The 17,489-nt window shown below is 46.1% G+C and carries 15 protein-coding genes; 10 read left to right on the top strand and 5 right to left on the bottom strand.

The annotated features are described in order from the left end of the window. Positions 1–19 precede the first annotated feature (19 nt). The 3 genes from ACQRBJ_RS07745 to ACQRBJ_RS07755 all read right to left on the bottom strand — a co-directional run bounded on the left by ACQRBJ_RS07745 (position 20) and on the right by ACQRBJ_RS07755 (position 5,145). On the bottom strand, positions 20–1,015 hold the full coding sequence (locus ACQRBJ_RS07745) for a GYF domain-containing protein (RefSeq protein ID WP_445303279.1): 996 nt from the start codon (positions 1,013–1,015) through the stop codon (positions 20–22). 68 nt (positions 1,016–1,083) lie between these two features. Then, positions 1,084–2,376, bottom strand: coding sequence for a clostripain-related cysteine peptidase (locus ACQRBJ_RS07750; protein ID WP_445303280.1), 1,293 nt, complete (start codon positions 2,374–2,376; stop codon positions 1,084–1,086). A gap of 87 nt (positions 2,377–2,463) precedes the next feature. Further along, positions 2,464–5,145: a valine--tRNA ligase gene (locus ACQRBJ_RS07755; RefSeq protein ID WP_445303281.1), complete on the bottom strand. Its 2,682-nt coding sequence runs from the start codon at positions 5,143–5,145 to the stop codon at positions 2,464–2,466. A 169-nt stretch (positions 5,146–5,314) separates the two neighbouring features. On the opposite strand from ACQRBJ_RS07755, the gene ACQRBJ_RS07760 reads away from it, so the two are divergent. From ACQRBJ_RS07760 to ACQRBJ_RS07790, 7 genes are all read left to right on the top strand, one after another. Further along, entirely contained in the window at positions 5,315–7,138 is a 1,824-nt protein-coding gene (locus ACQRBJ_RS07760) for an ABC-F family ATP-binding cassette domain-containing protein (protein ID WP_295347380.1), read from the top strand. Positions 7,139–7,240: 102 nt separating this feature from the next. Next, positions 7,241–7,846: a ribosome biogenesis GTP-binding protein YihA/YsxC gene (gene yihA / locus ACQRBJ_RS07765; RefSeq protein WP_153122788.1), complete on the top strand. Its 606-nt coding sequence runs from the start codon at positions 7,241–7,243 to the stop codon at positions 7,844–7,846. A gap of 15 nt (positions 7,847–7,861) precedes the next feature. Next, entirely contained in the window at positions 7,862–8,845 is a 984-nt protein-coding gene (locus ACQRBJ_RS07770) for a Gfo/Idh/MocA family protein (RefSeq protein ID WP_445303282.1), read from the top strand. Between the two features lie 23 nt (positions 8,846–8,868). After that, on the top strand, positions 8,869–10,092 hold the full coding sequence (locus ACQRBJ_RS07775; protein WP_445303283.1) for a DUF4421 domain-containing protein: 1,224 nt from the start codon (positions 8,869–8,871) through the stop codon (positions 10,090–10,092). Between the two features lie 12 nt (positions 10,093–10,104). Beyond that, positions 10,105–10,965, top strand: a complete 861-nt coding sequence (locus ACQRBJ_RS07780; RefSeq protein WP_445303284.1) for an N-acetylmuramoyl-L-alanine amidase-like domain-containing protein — start codon at positions 10,105–10,107, stop codon at positions 10,963–10,965. A 72-nt stretch (positions 10,966–11,037) separates the two neighbouring features. Beyond that, positions 11,038–13,095 carry a molecular chaperone HtpG gene (htpG, locus tag ACQRBJ_RS07785; protein WP_445303285.1) on the top strand — a complete coding sequence of 686 codons (2,058 nt, stop codon included), beginning with the start codon at positions 11,038–11,040 and terminating at the stop codon, positions 13,093–13,095. A gap of 195 nt (positions 13,096–13,290) precedes the next feature. Continuing rightward, the gene (locus ACQRBJ_RS07790) at positions 13,291–13,824 is read left to right on the top strand and encodes an RNA polymerase sigma factor (protein WP_256620930.1); all 534 of its coding nucleotides are present in this window, start codon (positions 13,291–13,293) and stop codon (positions 13,822–13,824) included. A gap of 108 nt (positions 13,825–13,932) precedes the next feature. On the opposite strand, the gene ACQRBJ_RS07795 is transcribed toward ACQRBJ_RS07790, so the two are convergent. Continuing rightward, entirely contained in the window at positions 13,933–14,319 is a 387-nt protein-coding gene (locus tag ACQRBJ_RS07795) for a hypothetical protein (RefSeq protein WP_445303286.1), read from the bottom strand. Positions 14,320–14,355: 36 nt separating this feature from the next. Beyond that, positions 14,356–15,813, bottom strand: a complete 1,458-nt coding sequence (locus tag ACQRBJ_RS07800; RefSeq protein WP_445303287.1) for an aminoacyl-histidine dipeptidase — start codon at positions 15,811–15,813, stop codon at positions 14,356–14,358. Between the two features lie 126 nt (positions 15,814–15,939). Here ACQRBJ_RS07800 and ACQRBJ_RS07805 point away from each other — a divergent pair, with 126 nt between their 5' ends. The 3 genes from ACQRBJ_RS07805 (at position 15,940) to nth (ending at position 17,472) form a co-directional block, all read left to right on the top strand. Further along, positions 15,940–16,134 (top strand): hypothetical protein, encoded by a 195-nt coding sequence (locus ACQRBJ_RS07805; RefSeq protein ID WP_217759863.1) that lies wholly within the window; start codon positions 15,940–15,942, stop codon positions 16,132–16,134. Positions 16,135–16,207: 73 nt separating this feature from the next. After that, a complete protein-coding gene (locus ACQRBJ_RS07810; RefSeq protein ID WP_218416334.1) occupies positions 16,208–16,819 on the top strand; it encodes an OmpH family outer membrane protein in 612 nt (203 codons plus the stop codon). Positions 16,820–16,824: 5 nt separating this feature from the next. Continuing rightward, entirely contained in the window at positions 16,825–17,472 is a 648-nt protein-coding gene (gene nth, locus ACQRBJ_RS07815; RefSeq protein WP_294968131.1) for an endonuclease III, read from the top strand. The last annotated feature ends 17 nt before the right edge of the window (positions 17,473–17,489 follow it).

The following is a 17,489-nucleotide window of genomic DNA, read 5'->3' on the forward strand; positions in this document are numbered from 1 at the left end:
CATTAGAAATTCCTGCAGATTATAGGAATTCCAGAATCTTATCGATAAGCTTTTCTACTTTAGAAGAATCGGTAGCCTCATCTAACTTCTGGTTTATCTTTTCTTCTATTTTCTTGCCTACCTTTTCTGCTGCTTTATCCATGGCCTGGTTTGCCTTGTCTTCCAGTCTTTTCTGAACCTTGGCACCAAAACCTTCATCATCAGAAGTATCATTGGAAGAACTGGTGCTTTCATCGTTGGTTCCATCAATGGAAGAGGTGTCGTCGGATGAGGAAGAGTTCATTTCTTCCAGCTGCAGATTGTCGGCACCTTCCAGCGCCTTTACCATATCATCGGCATTCATGGTGTAAACTGTGCCAAGGATACCGAAGCTGACGGTGTGCTGCTTGCCATTAAACTCTACGGTACCTTTAGAACATACGATGTAGTTGTGGTATTCGAAGAGCTGGTTCATGGCTTCATCCATGACGCTGCCCGCCATCATCTTGGCTACCGAGCGGAGGGCTTGAGAGAAGAAATTGTTGTCAGAAGTACTTGTTGCCTTTTCGATGGCTTTGCCTACTTCCGTGCGAACCTTCTCCTTGTGGGCATCAGCTCCTGGATTGGAAACAGCGAAAACGGCTATGATGAAGACAATCAAGCCGATAATCAGCTTCATTGCCATATGGCTCTTTCGTTTCTTTGGTTGCTGCTGGAAGTTGGCATTCATGGCTGCTCCCTGTTGGAAACCTTGCAGGTAAGCCTGTTGCTGAGCCTGCTGATATGCCTGTTGCTGAGCCTGCTCAGAAGTTTGCTGCTGAGGCTCTTGGTTTTCCTGCTGGTTCGTGGCGTTTGTCTTGTTGGCTTCAACAGCCTCCAGTACAGTTCTCAATTCTTCAACTTTCCACGCCGGTGTCCAATCTGCCATTCCCTGTTTCCAGACTAATGTTTCTGGGCTGATGGCTTTCTGGACAAGCTGGTCCTGACTGAAAGGACCTGCTTGCTGACCGTTATTATCTATGATAAAATATTCCATCTTTGTTTTTTGATTTTTGTACATTGAACTTAATGAAGCGGTCTAACCTGTGGTCAAACCGTTTCATGTTAATGTGTAGCTTTCCACCAACCGGTCTTCTCTCTTCCCTTGATAGCTACGCTGTTCTGGCTAGGGTCGGAGACGGAAAGACCGCAATAGTTCTTCACCTTGAAGGTCTTGCCATAAAAACTCATTAAGGCAGTATAGGCTTCATCCGTATGTTCCGCAGCCTTGATGGTGAGCTTTAATTGTGATGTGAACTCATCTTTCAGATAGCCGCTAGGGTAGAGGCTGTCTACGTAAACCGAGAGATCGTAGAAGAGATTTGGCGAGAAACCATCCAGAGGCTGGATAGAGTCGAGTGGCACTGTCGAAGCCAATGTATACTTGCTGTTGATCTCTTTCATGATGCTTGCCAGTTTGTCTATCTGTCGGCAGTCAATAGCCGCCATGTTGCAGTAAGGTACAGTGGAATTCTTATAGAAGTTGACGATGCCTGATACTGCGCTGGAATAGTTTGGCACAGATGAGCAGAGATAGCTCCATATAGTCTTGTATGGGATGCCTTCGCCCATCACTTCGCTGCTGGAACTGATCAGGAAGTTGGTTACATCCTTCAGTTCGTAAGCAGTCTCTACATTGCCCATGTAGCAGGCATCAAAGAGGATGAATTGCATCTTGAGTCCGCTGAGTTTGATGCCTTCGGCTAAGGTGGTGACATCGATGGCATTGTCTGCCTGACTTACGCTTCCAAAGAAGCGGGTGACAGGTTTGTTGGGATCATTGCCAAACTGGATGCCGCTAAAACTGTTGGAAGTAGCATTGGATACAGCATTATCATCATTTCCATTTCTGATGGAACCGCCTTTTGGTCGTGCCTTATATGGATAATTCACCCAGTCGTTGGCGTAAGTCCATCCGCAACCATGTGCTCCGATAATCAAGGAGTAGTTGAGGGCTTCTGCGTTTTGTCTTACTTCGTTCAGCAAGTCAGCGAATCCTTCAGCTGTGCAATGACGGTTGCCTTCGTATTTCTTGATAGGAATACGGTTCACGGTCTTGGTTGTTGCGTCATACTGAAGATCGTAGAGTGTGCTCTGATTGTATTTTTCGGTGAAGAAAACTAATACTCTGGCATTGGTAAGTCCCTTCTTGTCAACAATGCCAGCGCACATACTGTCTACATTATTTTTCAATTCACTATATAGACCCGATGAGCCCGTATCGCCTGTCCATGGATAGAAGACGAAAATAGTCTGCTTGTTGACTGTTTCCACATCAACGGCTTCATCGCTACAACTGGTGAAAGTCATAGCAAGCGAAAACAAACATATAAATAAGGTGAAAAGCTTCTTGATCATGTTTCTCTTAAAATATGAAATGTTAAGCGTGAAATGCTAAGTTCAAACACTTAACATTCAACGCTTAACATGACAAATATAATATTATTACTTCTTCTTGAGTTCCTCGATGGTTGCCTTGAGGGCAGCGATCTTCTCTACAGAGTCGCTTTCCTTCTTGCGCTCCAGGGCAACTACCTTCTCAGGAGCGTGAGCTACGAAGTTCTCATTGCTGAGCTTCTTGCGTACACCCATCAGGAAGCCCTCCAGGTGCTTGAGCTGAGCCTCTGCCTTCTCAATCTCGGCTGCCACGTCGATGAGGTCGCCCAATGGAACGGCAAACTCGTCGGTACCTACCATGAAGCTTGATGCATCGGCACTCTTCTCTGCGATGACCTCAATCTTGTCGAGGTTGGCCATCTTTAGAGTTACGTCGTTGTAAGCCTCGAAATCGTTCTTGCCTACTACCTGAAGAGACAACTGCTCCTTCTGGGCAATGTTCTTCTGGTTGCGAACGGTACGAACGCCGGCAATAATCTGCTTCACAGCCTCGATATCTGCTGCCAACTTCTGCTCCTCAGCTGTAGGTGCAGGAATCTCCAGCTTCTCGCGCATGATGCTCTCGCCATCCTTGCGGTCGTAGATGTGCTGCCACAATTCCTCGGTGATGAATGGCATGAATGGATGCAACATCTTCAGGAGGGCATCGAAGAAACGGAGGGTAGCGTCGTAGCTCTTCTGGTCGATAGGCTGGCCGTAAGCTGGCTTCACCATCTCCAGGTACCAAGATGAGAACTCATCCCAGAACAGCTTATATACAGTCATCAAAGCCTCAGAGATACGGTAGTCCTTGAACTGCTTCTGCATCTCTTCGTTCACCTCCTTGAGCTTGGCATCAAACCACTTCACGGCGATTTCGGCACTCTTAGGCTGCTCGATATCTGCAGTCTCCCAACCCTTCACGAGGCGGAAGGCATTCCAGATCTTATTGTTGAAGTTACGTCCCTGCTCGCAAAGGCTCTCGTCGAAGAGGATGTCGTTGCCGGCTGGAGCACTGAGCATCATACCCATACGAACACCGTCGGCACCAAACTTATCGATCAAATCCAATGGGTCTGGTGAGTTACCGAGACTCTTGCTCATCTTGCGGCCGAGCTTATCGCGAACGATACCTGTGAAATATACGTGCTTGAATGGCATCTTGCCACGATACTCGTAGCCAGCCATGATCATACGTGCTACCCAGAAGAAGATGATATCCGGACCAGTTACGAGGTCGGAAGTAGGGTAGTAGTAGTTGATCTCCTCGTTGTCAGGATTCTCGATGCCATCAAACAGAGAGATAGGCCACAACCATGAAGAGAACCAAGTGTCGAGGCAGTCGCTCTCCTGCTCAAGATCCTCAGCCTTGATGCTGGCATTCTTCTCCTGAGCAAGCTTCAGCGCTTCCTCTGCAGTCTCTGCTACCACGAAATCCTTCTTGCCGGCATTGTCGAAGTAGTAAGCTGGGATGCGGTGACCCCACCAGAGCTGACGGCTGATACACCAGTCCTTGATGTTCTCCAACCAGTGGCGATAGGTGTTCTTGTACTTCTTAGGATAGAACTCAATATCATCGTCCATTACTGGAGGGAGGGCGATGTCAGCAAAGTGCTGCATCTTGAGGAACCACTGTGTAGAGAGCTTTGGCTCGATAGGCACATTGGTACGCTCAGAGAAGCCCACCTTATTATTATAGTCCTCAATCTTCTCCATCAGGCCGGCATTCTGAAGGTCGATGGAAATCTGCTTGCGCACGTCCATGCGGTCCATGCCAACATAGAGACCTGCTGCCTCGCTGATGGTACCGTTGTCGTTGAAGATATCGATGGTTTCCAAACCGTGCTTCAAACCGAGTGCGTGGTCGTTGATATCGTGAGCTGGAGTTACCTTCAAGCAACCGGTACCGAACTCGATATCTACGTATGTATCCTCGATGACAGGAATCTCGCGGTTTACGAGAGGCACAATCACGTGCTTACCCTTCAACCAGGTATTCTTCTTATCCTCTGGGTTGATACACATGGCAGAGTCGCCCATGATGGTCTCAGGACGGGTGGTTGCTACTACTGCATAATATCCCTTCTCATCCTTGTGAATCACGTTCTCCTCGTCCACCTGCTGGCAGTCCTGCTCTACTACATGATACTTCAGATGGTAGAGCTTAGAGTGCTCATCCTTGTAGATAACCTCCTCGTCAGAGAGTGCAGTCTGAGCCTTAGGGTCCCAGTTAACCATGCGCACGCCACGATAGATGAGGCCCTTCTGGTAAAGGTCGCAGAATACGTGGATGACGGCACGGGAACGGGTCTCGTCCATGGTGAATGCTGTGCGGTCCCAGTCGCAGCTGGCACCGAGCTTGCGGAGCTGCTTGAGGATGATGCCACCGTGCTCGTGAGTCCAGTCCCAAGCGTGCTTGAGGAACTCTTCGCGGGTAAGGTCTGTCTTCTTGATGCCCTGCTGAGCGAGGCGGTTAACCACCTTTGCCTCAGTAGCGATACTGGCGTGGTCGGTTCCAGGTACCCAACAAGCGTTCTTGCCCTCCATGCGAGCACGGCGAACGAGAATATCCTGAATTGTATTGTTGAGCATGTGTCCCATGTGGAGCACACCCGTTACGTTTGGTGGAGGGATCACCACTGTATAAGGTTCACGACCATCTGGCTTAGAGCTGAAAAGCTTGTTGTCGAGCCAGTACTGATACCATTTACTTTCCACTGCTTGTGGATCGTACTTACTTGCTAATTCCATTCTTAATATGTCTTTTTAATTTTCTAATCTTTTTATCTTCGAAAACTGCCCCAAAAGTTACCGCAAACAATCAATTATACGATAAAATATGCAAGTTTCCTTAAAAATACGGTGCAAAGATACTACTTTTTGAGCGAAAATCATTATCTTTGCATGAAAAAATTGCAGAATGGCTAGTCAGATACCATATTTAGACGTACAAAACCTCACCAAACGATTTGGTGCGCAGGTTCTTTTTGATAAGATTTCCTTCTCTATCGCCGAAGGACAGAAGGTGGGACTCGTGGCACGTAATGGCACGGGAAAGTCTACCTTGATGTCTGTTCTGATGAATAAGGAGGGACATGAAAGCGGTGATATCATCTATCGTCGCGATTTGAAGATAGGATATTTGGAGCAGTCTCCTCAATTCGATCCGGAGGAGAGCGTGCTCGATGCATGTTTCAATCATGAGGGAGACCCGGAGAAGGTGCTCCGTGCCAAGCAGATCCTGACCCAGCTACATATTACCAATATGGAGCAGCCGATGGGGCAGCTTAGCGGAGGACAGCAGAAACGTGTTGCCCTGGCTAATGTGCTGATAGAGGAGCCCGATTTCCTGATGCTCGATGAGCCTACCAACCACCTTGACCTGGAAATGATAGAATGGCTGGAGGGATACTTGAACAGAGGAAACAAGACCATCTTCATGGTTACTCACGACCGTTTCTTCCTGGACAAGGTGTGCAATACCATCCTGGAACTTGACGATAAGACCATCTATACCTATAGAGGCAATTATGCTTACTATCTGGAGAAACGTCAGGAACGCATGGATAATCTCCGGGCTGAAATTCAGCATTCCAAGAATCTCTACCGCAGAGAGTTAGACTGGATGCGCCGCCAGCCTCAGGCACGTGGTCATAAGGCTAAGTATCGTGAAGATGCCTTTTATGAACTGGAGAAGGTGGCTAAGCAGCGTATCGAAGACCGACAGGTGCGTCTGAAGGCTTCTACCGTATATATCGGTTCCAAGATATTTGAATGTCAGTATGTAAGCAAGGCTTTCGATGACCGTGGTAAGAAGAAGGTGATACTCGATAACTTCTATTACAACTTTGCCCGATTCGAGAAGATGGGTATTGTGGGTAATAACGGAACGGGTAAGTCTACCTTCATCAAGATGCTCTTGGGTGAAGTTCAGCCGGACAGCGGTAAGTTTGACATCGGTGAGACGGTTCGCTTCGGTTATTTCTCGCAGGAGGGATTGAAGTTCAAGGAAGACCAGAAGGTGATTGATGTCATTACTGAGATTGCCGATTATATCGACTTGGGTAATGGCAAGCACATGACGGCTTCGCAGTTCCTGCAGTTCTTCCTCTTTACTCCAGAAGAGCAGCACAACTACGTATATAAGTTGAGTGGAGGCGAGAAGCGCAAGCTCTATCTCTGTACGGTGCTGATGAGGAATCCTAACTTCCTGGTTCTCGATGAGCCTACCAACGACCTTGATATCCAGACACTCCAGGTACTGGAGGAATACTTGCAGGATTTCGCCGGTTGCGTTATCGTAGTAAGTCACGACCGCTATTTCATGGACAAGGTAGTGGATCATCTTCTGGTGTTCAAGGGCGAGGGCGAGATACAGGATTTCCCTGGCAACTATACCCAATACCGTGACTGGAGCCGATTGCAGGAGAAGGATGAGGCAGAGAAAGCTGCGGCTAAAACTGCCAGCAATAATGCTGCAGTCAATGATGGCGCCGGCACAGCCAAGCGTGACGCCAACTTTGAGAACAAGCGCAAGATGAGCTACAAGGAGAAGCGTGAATATGAACAGCTGACCCAGGAAATTGATAAGCTTACCGAAGAGCAGAAAAAATTGGAAGAGGCCCTTTGCAGCGGAACGCTTTCGGTAGATGAACTGACGGAAAAGAGCAAGCGACTGCCGGAAATCAAGGATGAACTTGATGAGAAGGAAATGAGATGGCTGGAATTGTCAGAGATGCTATAGACTTTGAACTTTGAACATTGAACTTTGAGGTTTGAACATTGAACTTTTGATTAGTTCGTTTGCTGACATTTAGTGATTAACATAATAATAGAAAACATAACGATGGAAATTAAGAAATCTGAATTTACAATATCTGCTCCACGAGTGAGCATGTGTCCAAAGGATAATAAGGCTGAGTACGCCTTTATCGGTCGAAGCAATGTGGGTAAGTCTAGTCTTATCAATATGCTTTGCAATCATAAAGGTTTAGCTAAAACTTCAGCCACACCGGGTAAGACGTTGCTGATCAATCACTTCATTATCAATAATGAATGGTATCTGGTTGACCTTCCCGGCTATGGATTTGCCAAGCGCTCCAAGACTGTCCAGAAGCAGTTGGAGCAGATGATCAGCAGCTATATCCTTCAGCGCCCTCAGTTGGCAAACGTCTTTGTTCTTATCGACGTACGCCATGACCAGCAGAAGATTGACCGTGAATTCGTAGACTGGTTGGGCGAAAGCAATGTGCCATTCTGTATCGTTTTCACCAAGGCAGATAAGTTGGGACCGGTAAAGGCTCGTATGAATGCCGAGAAATGGATGCATGCATTGGAAGATCGCTGGGAAGAGCTTCCTCCTTATTTCATTACAAGTAGTGAGAAAAAGATGGGACGTGACGAAGTACTCGATTATATTGACGAGATCAACAAGTCGCTTGCTGGAGAATAAAAATCATCGAAACGTATGAAACAGATCAATTGGGGATTTATCGGCTGCGGAGAAGTAACCGAAAAGAAGAGCGGACCGGCCTTCAATGAGGTGGAAGGTTCGCAGGTTGTGGCAGTGATGAGCCGTAGCGAGAACAAGGCTCGTAGTTATGCTGAGCGTCATCATATCCGTAAATGGTATACGGATGCCCAGGAATTGATAGATGACCCTGATGTAAATGCCATCTATATCGCTACGCCGCCATCGTCTCATGCCACCTTTGCCATCATGGCAATGCGTGCAGGCAAGCCTGTTTATATAGAAAAGCCATTGGCAGCAAGCTATAACGACTGTATCCGTATCAATCGTATCAGTGAGCAGACAGGTGTTCCTTGCTTTGTGGCTTATTACCGTCGTTATCTTCCATATTTCCAGAAAGTGAAGGAGATCATTGAAAACGGTACCATCGGTAAGGTAATCAATGTTCAGATAAGGTTCTCTGTGCCTCCTCGTGACCTTGACTATAAAAACGAAAAGGAATTGCCTTGGAGGTTGCAGCCGGATATTGCGGGTGGAGGTTATTTCTATGATTTGGCCCCACACCAGATTGATTTGTTGCAGAATATTTTCGGTGTTATCACCCGTGCACATGGTTATCCTGCCAATCGTGCTCATCTCTACAAGGCAGAGGATACCGTTTCAGCTTGTTTCTTCTTCGAAAATGGGGTTACGGGCAGTGGAAGCTGGTGCTTTGTGGGACATGAGAGTGCAAAGGAAGACCGTATCGAGGTTATCGGTGATAAGGGTTCCTTGTCTTTTTCGGTATTTACATATGAACCTATTGTTCTCATCACCAGTGAAGGAAAACAGAGTATTACCGTACCAAATCCTTCCTATGTGCAATTGCCGATGATCAAGCATGTCATAGAGCATTTGCAGTGCATCGGGCATTGCGACTGTACGAGTATCTCGGCTACACCGGTTAACTGGGTGCTAGACCGTGTTTTGTGGAAGAATTAGACTTAAAATAAAAAAGTCTCTGTATGAGAAAAATTTGTTTTTTGTGGATGATGTTAGCCTTTTTTCTGCTGCCTGTAGGGGCAGCAGAAGAGGAATCTTTGTCTGCAAAAGACAATGAAAAGAGGGTGGAGGTGACGGACACCCTTTTTGTACGCCATCTTTTCAATTCTACCATGTTTAAGCACAACTCCACGGATAGCCTGATAAGAGCCCGTCATAAGCGGACTTTCTTTCATCAGGTGGGCAACGTCTTTACCCGCTTTTTCCGGGAATTCAATACCACCGATTCTTCCTATATCGAAGACCAGCATTACAACTATACAGTAATGCTGCAGAATACGAATACCTACGAGATTTATACATTGCGCAACAAGGAGGGACAGAGCATTACCTTTGCCCCTGACCCTTCCTGGCGATTAGGTCCGTATCTGGGATGGCGATGGGTATTCCTGGGTTATACTTTCGACTTGAAGCATATCAATGCCAATAACAGTCATACGAATAAAAAGGAGTTTGACTTGAGTCTCTACAGCAGTCTGCTGGGTGTTGATCTCTTCTGGCGTCAGACAGGTAATGATTATCATGTCAAGCGCATGAATCTGGGAGAACATATCAACTGTAATGCGATGAGAAAGGCGCCTTTCGGGGGATTTAAATCGAGTATCAAGGGGCTCAACCTTTACTATATCTTTAATCATCGAAGATTCTCTTATCCAGCTGCTTATGCACAGAGTACCGTACAGCGCAGAAGTGCCGGCTCCATGCTCCTGGGCATCGGATATACCCAACACAAACTGGAAGTGGATTGGGACAAGTTCACCCAGCTTGTTGATGATCGCTTGAACCAGGGTGTTCCTCCTGGAGAGCAGGCTAAGATAGACAGTAGCCTGATGTTTTCGCAGGTGAAATATAGTGATATCAATGTAAGTTGTGGCTATGCTTATAACTGGGTGTTCGCCAAGAATTGGCTTTTCAATGCCTCGCTCTCGGTGGGGCTTGCCTACAACCAGTCTACCTCGGATACCGAAAGTGAACATTTCGACATCATGAACTTCCGTTTCAGGAATGTCAACTTGGATGGTATAGGAAGATTTGGAGTAGTATGGAACAATACCCGATGGTATGCGGGCATGAGTACTATCATCCATTCTTATAATTATAGAAAATCTCAGTTTTCTACCAATAATTCCTTCGGTTCGGTCAATCTGTATTTCGGAGTTAATTTTGGAAGAAAACGTAATCATTAAAACTGTAGGAAAATGAAAATTCTAAAGAGAATATCTGTATTAGTTTTGGCTGTCTTGTCGTTGATGCCATCTATGGCAAAGAGTGGTGTTGTGTATCAGCGCCAGGACAGTATTCGTATCATCAACTTGTTGAAGCAGGCAAAAGCCTTGAAGACGAAACCTGCCAACTGGATGTTGTGGTTTGGCAAGCAGTTTGTGGGGATTCCATACGTTGGAGGTACCTTGGATAGGACAAAGGAAGAGGTTCTCATCGTGAATACACGTGAACTCGACTGTACCACCTATGTAGAGATGGTGACAGCCCTGACGATGTGCGCCCAAAAGCATGAAACCTCCTTTGCTTCCTTCTGCGAACATTTGAAGCACGTGAGATATGTAGGTGGGGAAGTATCTTATGTGAAGCGCCAGCATTATTTTACCATTTGGATGGACGATAATGAAAAGGAGGGTATTGTCAGAAACATCGCTCCTAATCCGCCATTTACTGCCGTCCAGACCGTCAATGTCAACTGGATGTCTACTCATACATCGAGCTATAAGATGCTTTCTGCTCATCCTGAGTGGAAAGCAGGCATTCGCCAGTTGGAGAAGAGCGTAAACGGGAAAAAATACCGTTATGTTCCCAAATCGACCATTGCCAATAACCAGATATTCAGAAAGGCTATTCATGACGGTGACATCATCGTGATTGTTACCAACAAGAAAGGATTGGACACCACGCATATCGGTCTGGCTTCCTGGCACAGGGACGGACTCCACCTGCTCAATGCGAGCAGTATACATAAAAAAGTAATAGACGAACCGATGACACTGTATACCTATATGCAGAAACATCCGGTGCAGATTGGCATCAGGGTATGTAGGGTGCTGTAATTTGGCACGCTATTTGTATAAGCCATAGCAAACATAAAAAATAAAATAATAACATTAAAAGATATAATAACTATGGCACAGAAAGGTAATATCGGTGTAACGACAGAGAACATTTTCCCTGTCATCAAGAAATTCTTATATTCAGATCATGACATCTTCCTCCGTGAGATGGTTTCCAACGCTGTGGATGCTACACAGAAGTTGAAGACTCTTGCTGCCCAGGGCGACTTCAAGGGTGAGATAGGTGACACTACCGTTCGCATTTCTCTCGACGAGAAGGCTGGTACCCTCACTATCAGCGACCGTGGTATCGGTATGACAGAGGAGGAAATCGATAAATATATCAACCAGATTGCATTCTCTGGTGTAACAGACTTCCTCGACAAGTATAAGGAGAATGCCAATGCCATCATCGGTCACTTCGGTCTCGGTTTCTATTCTTCTTTCATGGTAGCCAGCAAGGTGGAAATCATCACCAAGAGCTACAAAGAGGGTAGCAAGGCTGTAAAGTGGAGCTGCGACGGTTCACCAGCTTTCGAAATTGAGGACGCTGACAAGGCTGACCGCGGTTCAGATATCGTTCTCCATATCGCTGACGACTGCAAGGAATTTCTCCAGAAGAGCAAGATTGAGGAACTCCTGAACAAGTACTGCAAGTTTATGGCAGTGCCTGTAGCCTTCGGCAAGAAGACTGAGTGGAAGGACGGCAAGAACGTGGAGACAGACGAGGATAACATTATTAATAATGTAGAGCCTCTCTGGACCAAGACTCCTAGCACCTTGAAGGATGAGGACTACAAGAAGTTCTATCATACTCTCTATCCAATGCAGGACGATCCATTGTTCTGGATTCACCTGAACGTAGATTTCCCATTCAACCTGACGGGTATTCTCTACTTCCCACGCATCAAGAACAGCATCGACATGCAGCGCAACAAGATTCAGCTGTATTGCAACCAGGTATTCGTAACAGACCAGGTAGAGGGCATCGTTCCTGAGTTCCTGACCCTGTTGCATGGTGTTATCGACTCACCGGATATCCCATTGAACGTGAGCCGCAGCTACTTGCAGAGCGACAGCAACGTGAAGAAGATTTCTACCTACATCACCAAGAAGGTAGCAGACCGCTTGAACTCTATCTTCAAGGAGAACCGTAAGGAATTCGAGGAGAAGTGGGATGACCTCAAACTCTTCATCAACTACGGTATGCTTTCACAGGATGACTTCTACGACCGCGCCAAGGACTTCGCTCTCCTGAAGGATGTGGAGGGTAAGTACTTCACTTACGAGGAGTACAAGACACTCATCAAGGACAACCAGACCGATAAGGATGGCAACCTGGTATATCTCTATGCCAACAACAAGGAGGAGCTGTACTCTTACATCGAGGCTGCCAAGCAGAAGGGTTACTCAGTGCTTCTGATGGAAGGTCAGCTGGATACCCCAATGGTGAATATGCTGGAGCAGAAGTTGGAGAAGAGCCGCTTCACCCGTGTGGATGCGGATATCATTGACCGACTCATTGTAAAGGAAGATGCCAAGAAGACAGATTTGACAAAAGACCAGTCTGACAACTTGACAGAAGTATTCCGTTCTCAGATGCCTAAGCTCGACAAGGCAGAGTTCTTTGTAGAGATTCAGGCTTTGGGCGAGCAGAACCAGCCAGTGCTCATCACCCAGAATGAGTACATGCGCCGCATGAAGGCGATGAGCCAGTTCCAGGCAGGCATGAACTTCTACGGTCAGATGCCAGACAGCTACAACATCGTGTTGAACTCCGACCATGCTTTGGTGAAGAAGGTATTGGAGGATGCTGAGGCTAATACAGCAGATGCATTGAAGCCAATCCTTGCTGAAATCAAGGGTCAGGAGGCTCGTCTTGCAGTACTTCATCAGGAGCAGGGCAAGAAGAAGCCAGAGGAGATTACCCAGGAAGAGAAGGATGATGTTCACAATACAGAGAAGGCTATCAGCGATGAGAAGGCAAAGCGCAATGATATCATCTCGGGTTATGCCAAGAACAACAACATTGTTCATCAGCTTATCGACCTCGCCCTGTTGCAGAACGGTATGCTGAAGGGTGCTTCTCTTGATGCTTTCCTGAAGAGAAGTGTGGATATGATCAAGTAATTGGGGCTTTATTAAAGTGTATATTACTTTACGAAATGTAACATTGAAGGTTACAAATTGTTTCTAGATATGTGCTAAATGTTTCAAAGCAGACATTTAGCACATTTTTTTATCTCATTTCTTTGGTGATGCTATCTGTTTTTCGTACCTTTGCAATACAATTAATGTAAAAACATAATAATCAAAACCACCATCATGGAACAGAACATTGAATCTAAGCACAGCATCATTGCTGAATACTATACAGAGTGCTACGCCGAATTGAAAGGTTTTGTAGCTTCTCGCTTGCTGGGGGATGAAAAAGCCGAGCAGGCAGAAGATATCGTGCAGAATGTTTTCGTGCGCTTGTTGAAGATGGATTGTATGATTACACGTATTACTTTACCTTGTCTGGTATATACTATAGCACGCAATCTTATTCTGGATTATTGGCGTCACAGGCACTGTCTGGAAAAATATGAGTATGTAGTCCGGAATACTGATTGGCAGAACAGGTATGTAGATGATGTTGCTACCATCTATTCTGCCCATGAGATTCAGGCGAAACTGGAAAATGGTATTGCACAACTTTCAGAGAAGCAAAGTAGTGTCTATAGGTTAAACCTGGAAGGAATGACAGTGAAGGACATTGCTCTCCACCTGAACATCAAATATAAGTGTGCAGAGCATTATTTAGGTAATGCGCGTAAGAGTGTGCGAAGATACGTAAAAGAGGAAATGGCTTCTTAGTTTTTATATGTGTGTAAGAAAGAAATATGTGTATAAGATAGAAAATATGTGTGTAAAATAGAAAAAGGTGTCAGCAATCTCGTCAGAGAATGGCTGGCACCTTTTTGGTTAGTTTTGCTTGAAGGCGACGACATGAGTCAGCGCCTTGTCCATATAGAATGTCTGTGTGAGCTCTTGCTGTTTGCCATCTTTGTCGGTCAGCTTATAAGTGGCCCTTATATATAATAAGGTGTCGGTAATGGCATTGTCATTATAGCTGATGTCTTTCTTGATGTATGGCAAAGTGCTCATCTCCTTGCGCATTGATTTTACTTTATCTATGTCAATCATGGCAGTAGGAGTGAGATTGCTGAATCGCTCATAGCTGCAGTCGTTGTCCGTGGCAAGGTTCTCTTTCAGGAAATCCTTGACCAGTGACTTGGCCTTGTACTGGTCTCCACAGGAGGTGAGAGCCAATACGAAGCCCAATGTCAATACATATAATATCTTTTTCATATCCTGAGAATGTGGGAAATGAAACAATATCTGTTGTTATTTAACGCTGCGCAGAATGTCCAGCAAGTGATCCCATACCATCTGGACGGTAGGAATCAGAAGAGCCTCGTCTGGAGTGTGGACATTGCGAAGAGTAGGACCGAAGCTTACCATGTCGAGGTCTGGGTAACGCTCAGAGAAGAGACCGCACTCCAGACCGGCATGGATGCCCTTTACCAATGGCTTCTTGCCGAAGAGCTTTTCGTAACTCTTCACGGTGATGTCGGTCAGCTTGCTGTTGGCACGCATCTTCCATGCTGGGTATTTTCCGCCAACGTTTACCTCGGCTCCAGCCAGGAGGAATGCTGCCTTTACAGTGTTGGTCATATTATCCAGGTTGCTCATCACGTTACTGCGCTGAGAAGCCACGATGTGGATGCTGTTCCCGTCGGTAGCAACGCTTGCCACATTGCTGGAAGTCTCTACCATCTCGGCGAGTGCCTCGTCCTGACAGTTGGTAAGAGGACCATTGTCTACAGCCTGCAAAGCCATGATGAACTTGTCTGCAACGGTCTTCTCGATGACAGGAGCAGCATCGGCAGAACCCATGTTGAACTGCGTAGACTGTTCTGTAACATGGAATTCATCCTCTACTTCAGAAGCGAAGATGTTCCAATCAGCACGTACCTGCTCTTTAGCTTCATTCTTGACAGCGAAGACAATCTTGCCGTCACGAGGGATGGCATTGTGCATCTTTCCGCTGTTGAAGTTAACCAGACGGAGTTCACCACCCAGCTTCTCATTCTCCAGGAAGAGGAAACGTGCAAGCAACTTGATGGCATTGGCGCGCTTCTTGTTGATGTCATCGCCTGAGTGACCACCGTTGAGACCCTTCAGGGCAGCCTCCATGAAGAAATAACCTGCAGGAGCCTCCTCACGGTTGAAGTGGAAGGTAGCCTTGGTAGTCTGACCGCCTGCACATGATACGAAAATCTGTCCCTCATCCTCTGAATCGAGGTTGATGAGCATCTTGCCGGTCATGAAACCAGCCTTCATGCCAACGGCACCTGTCAATCCTGTTTCCTCATCACGGGTGAAGACGCACTCGATAGGACCATGCTCGATATCGTCGGCAGCGAGGATGGCAAGTTCGATGGCACAGCCGATACCGTCGTCAGCACCGAGGGTAGTACCCTTTGCCTTCAGCCATTCACCGTCTACGTAGGTCTGGATGGCATCCTTATGGAAGTCGAACTCTACGTCTACCAATTTATCGCAAACCATATCCATGTGGCTCTGGAGGATGATGGTATCAGCGTTCTCATATCCTGGAGTTGCAGCCTTGCGAATGAGAACGTTTCCTGTTTCGTCGACCAGAGTCTCGAGCTGATGGCTTTTGCCGAATTCCTTCAAGTACTCAATCATGTTTTCCTCATGCTTGGAAGGGCGAGGTATTTCGTTGATTTTAGCGAACTGCTCAAACACGAGAGCAGGTTTTAATTCTTTTTTTTCCATTTATTGATATATTTATGTTATTTTGTTTTGAATTTTCTATTATTTCTTTATTTTATTTTGAGTTTTCCTCGAAAAATCGTACCTTTGCAACGCGAAGTGCACTAAGGCACTGCAAAGGTAATAAAAATGGTAAAATTAATGTTATTAAGTCTGTTAATAATTGCTATAGCAATGGCATTATTTAGCGTGAAATTGATTTTCAAAAAGAATGGTAAGTTCTCTTCCCAGCATGTTCACGATAATCCGGGCTTGCGCAAGATGGGTATCCACTGTGTGGTAGATCAGGATCGCGAGGCGCGTGAAGCCAATAAGGCTTATTAGAAATATGAATGAATTGAATTTACCGGGAGTAAGAAATTAATAAGTAGAAATATAAATTATAAAATACTAGAAAATGAAAAAGAACATTTTGAGTTCAGTGGCTATTGCTGCTGTTGCTGCTTTGTCATTGGCATCTTGCAACAAGTCACAGCCTCAGGTTGAGGCTAAATCAGAGACTAAGGCTTCTACGGGGTTGAAGGTTGCATACGTTGAGGTTGACTCAATCATGACTCAGTATACCTTTGCTAAGGAGTATTCTTCTATCTTGGAGAAGAAGGGTCAGAATATTCAGGCTACTATCGCACAGAAGGGGCAGCAGTTGCAGGCTGCTGCTGCTAATTTCCAGCAGAAGATTCAGCAGAACGCATATACTCGTGAGCAGGCTGAGGCTATTCAGGCTGGTCTTCAGAAGCAGAACAATGACCTTCAGGGATTGCAGCAGCGTTTGAGCAATGAGTTTGCTGCTGAGCAGGACAAGTATAACAAGGCTCTCCACGACAGCATTGCCAACTATCTCAATAGATATAACAAGGAAAAGAAGTATAGCATCATCTTCTCTAAGAGTGGTGATAACCTGCTCTATGCTGATAAGGTTTTGGATATTACCAACGAGGTGATTGCTGGCTTGAACAAGGCTTACAAGGGTAAGTTGAAGGGTGCAGAGAAAACTCCTGCTAAAAAATAAACAATATGCTTCGTAACGAAAGATATAATTTTATATTGAATCACTTCAGAGATGCGCTGCCGAATGTGACTACCGAGTTGCAATTCGGTAGCGCATTTCAGCTTCTGGTGGCTACCTTGCTTTCGGCCCAATGTACCGATAAGCGTATCAATATGGTTACTCCGGCTCTTTTTGCCCGTTATCCCGATGCTCTGCACATGGCGCAGGCGAGTGAGGAGGATATTTATGAACTGATCAGTTCCGTCAGCTATCCCAATGCCAAGGCAAAGCATCTTGCCCAGATGTCCCGTCAATTGGTGGAGATGTTTGGGGGCGAAGTGCCTGAGGCGACTGATGATCTGGTGAAGTTGGCTGGAGTGGGGCGCAAGACTGCGAACGTGATTCGTGCCGTATGGTTCGGCTATGCTACGATGGCGGTGGATACGCATGTCTATCGTGTGAGCCATCGTATGGGATTGGTGCCCCGCACGGCAGATACGCCTCGCAAGGTAGAGGATTATCTGATGAAGCATATTCCTGCAGAGGATATTCCGAATGCTCATCATTGGATTCTGCTGCATGGCAGATATATCTGCAAGAGTGCCAAGCCGCTTTGTGATAAATGCTTTTTCAATGAGCATTGCCCTAAACTATTAAAGGACAGTAAACTTTAGGTAATAATTAGTGAATA

The sequence above is a fragment of the Prevotella sp. SGI.167 genome, from assembly GCF_050313615.1.
Lineage (GTDB): Bacteria > Bacteroidota > Bacteroidia > Bacteroidales > Bacteroidaceae > Prevotella.